General features: G+C 61.5%; 4 protein-coding genes. 3 read left to right on the forward strand and 1 reads right to left on the reverse strand.

What is annotated here, in order from left to right; genetic code table 11:
- The 3 genes from Q0341_RS13655 to Q0341_RS13665 form a co-directional block, all read left to right on the forward strand.
- Window positions 1-347 (forward strand): Phenylacetic acid catabolic protein (locus tag Q0341_RS13655; RefSeq protein ID WP_299514370.1); only part of this gene is annotated, 347 nt, incomplete at its 5' end.
- A gap of 9 nt (window positions 348-356) precedes the next feature.
- Window positions 357-893, forward strand: coding sequence for a 1,2-phenylacetyl-CoA epoxidase subunit PaaD (gene paaD, locus Q0341_RS13660; RefSeq protein ID WP_299514373.1), 537 nt, complete (start codon window positions 357-359; stop codon window positions 891-893).
- Between the two features lie 24 nt (window positions 894-917).
- Window positions 918-2048 carry a 2Fe-2S iron-sulfur cluster-binding protein gene (locus Q0341_RS13665; RefSeq protein ID WP_299514376.1) on the forward strand — a complete coding sequence of 377 codons (1131 nt, stop codon included), beginning with the start codon at window positions 918-920 and terminating at the stop codon, window positions 2046-2048.
- Window positions 2049-2234: 186 nt separating this feature from the next.
- Here the strand turns inward: Q0341_RS13665 and Q0341_RS13670 are convergent, their stop codons facing one another.
- On the reverse strand, window positions 2235-4001 hold the full coding sequence (locus tag Q0341_RS13670; protein WP_299514378.1) for an ABC transporter ATP-binding protein/permease: 1767 nt from the start codon (window positions 3999-4001) through the stop codon (window positions 2235-2237).

The raw sequence follows: 4001 nt of genomic DNA on the forward strand, positions 1-4001 counted from the left end.
TGCGCCACTCGCGCGACTGGGTGGTGCGTCTGGGTGACGGCACGGACGAGTCCCACGCCAAAGCGCAAGCGGCCATTGACCAATTAATCCCCTACACCCAGGAATTCTGGGCTGGCAGCCCGCACGAAGCCGCCGCGCTGGCCAACAGCACGGGCATCGACATGGCCGCTTTGCAAAACGACTGGAACCAGATCGTGAACGAGGCCCTGCAAGAGGCTACCTTGAAGCGTCCAGCAGACGGCGGCTTTGTGCCCACAGGCAAGCAAGGTCTCCATTCCGAGCACCTGGGTTTCGTGCTGGCCGAGATGCAAAGCCTGGCCCGCACCCACCCACAAGCCACCTGGTAAGTGCAAGCCATGTCTGCCCTCAATTCGCAGTCCAACGCCACCGATGTGGCCCGCGCCTGGGTCCTGCTCGACGCCTTGACCGACCCGGAAATTCCGGTGGTCACTTTGCGCGAGCTGGGCATTTTGCGCGACGTGCGCGCAGGGGATGCGGGTCTGGAGGTGGTCATCACGCCCACCTACAGCGGCTGCCCCGCCATGGGTGCGATCGAAGATGACGTGAAAGCCTTGTTGGCGGCTAACGGCCTGCAAGGCCGCGTGGTCACGCAACTGGCCCCCGCCTGGACCACCGACTGGATGACCGACGCGGCCAAAGACAAGCTGCGCGCTTACGGCATTGCCCCCCCGCACACCTGCGCCAGCAGCGGCACAGGGGCGGCCAGCGTGGTGCAGTTTGCAGCCCGTGGAGCCAAGCCCGAGGTGGTGAAATGCCCGCAATGCGGCTCGGCCAACACCACCGAAACCTCCCATTTCGGCTCCACAGCCTGCAAGGCCCTGTACCGGTGCCTGGCTTGCATGGAGCCCTTCGATTACTTCAAACCTTACTGAGCGGCATTGCCGCCGTGAAGCACCATGTCCGCACCCCGATTTCATGACCTCCCGATCGCACGCGTCAACCCCGAAGCGGCAGGCGCCGTGGCCATCACGCTGAACGTGCCCGCCGATCTGCGCAGCAGCTTCGACTTCCAGCCGGGCCAGTTTCTGACCTTGCGAGCAGACATCGACGGTGCCGACGTGCGCCGCAGCTACTCCATCAGCTCGGCCCGCAGCCAACTGCAAAAGCACGGTGTGCTCGAAGTGGGCATTCGCCCCGTGCAAGGGGGCGTGTTCTCCAACTGGGCCGCGAGCCAACTCAAAGCGGGCGACACCTTGCGCGTGATGCCGCCCGATGGCCGTTTTGTAGTGCAGCGCGCCCACGCCATCCACCGTGTGGGTTTTGCTGCAGGCTCGGGCATCACGCCCATCTTGTCCATTTTGTCGAGCACGCTGGAAGAACAACCCGACAGCAAATTCACCCTGGTCTATGGCAACCGCCGCATGGACAGCGTGATGTTCAACGAAGCGCTGCAAGACCTGAAAGACCGCTACCCCTCACGCCTGACGCTGATCCATGTCCTGTCCCGCCAGGCGCAAGAAGTGCCGCTGCTCGAAGGCCGCATCGATGCGGCCAAAGTGCAAGCCATCATCGATGCCTTCTTGCCTGTGAGCAGCATGGACGAGGTATTCGTCTGTGGGCCAGAAGCCATGATCGAAGCCACCGAACAGGCACTGCTGAGCGCAGGCTTGAAAGCCGAGCGCATTCACACCGAACGCTTCAGCTCGCCCAGCTTGGACGCACTGACACCCGAAGCACGGGCCAAAGCGATTCTAGGCAAACCCGATGAACGCGCCCAGGCATCCAACAGCGCTGGTGGTGAATCGGGTGAAGTGCAACTCACGGTGGTGCTGGACGGCAAGCCTTACAACATGCCGATGCGCCGCAACGAAAAGATTCTGGACATTGCTTTGTCTCTGGGACTGGACCTGCCCTACTCCTGCAAAGCCGGCGTGTGCTGCACCTGCCGCTGCAAAGTCATGGAAGGCACAACCGAGATGGAGAAGAACTTCACGCTCGAAAAGCCCGAAGTTGAACAAGGCTTCATCCTGTCCTGCCAAGCGCGCCCCACCAGCGAGCGCGTGGTGATCAGCTTCGACGAACGCTGAAACTCGCGCAGCAAGCCCGCCATGGTCGCTGCGCAAAACGATGCTTGTCGGACCTGAAGGCCCTACGAAACCATCCCTCGTCGGGCCTTCATGGTCCGACAGCCATCTTTTCGCAAAGTGACATTTTCAAGAGGTGTTGGTGCACAACGTCGGACCTGAAGGCCCGACCTACAGGACAACCCGGGTTCACTCGCTGGACTGCTGCATCGCCCACATGCTGGCGTAGCGACCCTGGCTGGCCAACAGCTGGGCATGGTTGCCGCGCTCGATGATTTGTCCCGCTTCCATCACCAAAATCTCATGGGCATCGACCACCGTGGACAAGCGGTGCGCGATCACCAAGGTGGTTTTGTTTTGCGCGACGCTGGCCAGCTCGGCCTGAATGGCGCGTTCATTCGCCGAGTCCAGGGCCGAGGTGGCCTCGTCAAACACCAATATCGGCGGGTCTTTGAGCAAGGTGCGCGCAATCGCCACGCGCTGCTTTTCGCCACCTGACAATTTCAGGCCGCGCTCACCCACCGAGGTTTGGTACCCCTTGGGCGTGGAGGCGATGAAGTCGTGGATGCGGGCCGAACGCGCTGCGCCCTCGATTTCGGCCTGGCTGGCCCCGGGGCGGCCATAGGCGATGTTGTAGGCCACGCTGTCGTTGAACAGCACCGTGTCTTGCGGCACGATGCCCAAAGCTTGGCGTACGCTCGACTGCGTGACGTGCCGGATGTCTTGCCCTGCGATGCGGATGAAGCCCTGCTGCACGTCGTAAAAACGGAACATCAAGCGCGCCAGCGTGGACTTGCCCGAACCTGAAGGCCCAACCACCGCCACAGTTTTACCCGCAGGAATGGTGAAGCTGATGTCCTTCAAGATCGGGCGATCGGGTTCGTAAGCAAACGACACGCGGTCAAACACCACATCGGGCGCACCTTGCAAAGCCAGCGCCTGCGCGCCAGGCGCGTCAGCCACTTCGCGCTCGCGGTCCATCAGCACAAACATCTTGTCCAAGTCGGTCAGGCTTTGCTTGATCTCGCGGTACAGCACACCCAAAAAGTTGAGCGGGATGTAGAGCTGGATCATGAAGGCATTGATCATGACCAAATCGCCCAGGGTCATGCGCCCGGCCACCACGCCTTCGGTAGCACGCCAGAGCATGGCCACCAAGGCCGACGCGATGATCAGCTGCTGCCCGGTGTTGAGCACCGACAAAGAGGTTTGTGCCTTCAGGCGCGACAAACGCAGGCGCTCCAGGCTTTCGTCGTAGCGGCCCGCCTCGAAGCGCTCATTGCCAAAGTACTTGACGGTTTCGTAGTTCAGCAGCGAGTCAACCGCCCGCGTGTGGGCAGCCGAATCGAACTCGTTGGCTTGTTTGCGAAACTGGGTGCGCCACTCGGTCACACGCACCGTAAAGAAGATATAAAACGCCAAGGCCGCCAAGGTGATGCCCGCGAACCAGGCGTCGAACTTGACGGCCAAAATGGTCAACACCAGACCCACCTCGATCAAGGTCGGAATGACGCTGTACAACGAATACGAAATCAGCGACTCGATGCCACGTACGCCGCGCTCGATGTCGCGCGTCATGCCCCCGGTCTGCCGCGCCAGATGAAAGCGCAGGCTTAAAGCGTGCAAGTGCTCGAAGGTTTCCAGGGCGATGCTGCGCGAAGCGCCTTGGGTGGCTTTGGCAAATACCAGCTCGCGCAACTCGGTGAAAGCCGAGGTCAACAAACGCAAAGCGCCGTAACCCACCAACAGTGCCACCGGCACCACCAACACGACCTGCGGGTCGCCGGGCTTGAGGCTCATGGCATCGACCAACTCCTTGAGCAGCAAAGGCACGCTCACGTTGGCCAGCTTGGCGCACACCATGAGGCTCAGGGCAATCAGCACGCGCCATTTGTATTGCCACAAATAGGGCAAGAGGCGCGAGAGGGTTTTCCAATCACTGCCTGCTGGCAGCAG

The sequence above is a fragment of the uncultured Limnohabitans sp. genome, assembly GCF_937889215.1.
In the GTDB taxonomy this organism is placed as follows: Bacteria; Pseudomonadota; Gammaproteobacteria; order Burkholderiales; family Burkholderiaceae_C; genus Limnohabitans_A.

Coding starts and splice junctions, on each gene's coding strand:
- Q0341_RS13665 (WP_299514376.1), top strand. CDS start 918: ATGTCCGCACCCCGATTTCATGACCTCCCGATCGCACGCGTCAACCCC.
- paaD (WP_299514373.1), top strand. CDS start 357: ATGTCTGCCCTCAATTCGCAGTCCAACGCCACCGATGTGGCCCGCGCC.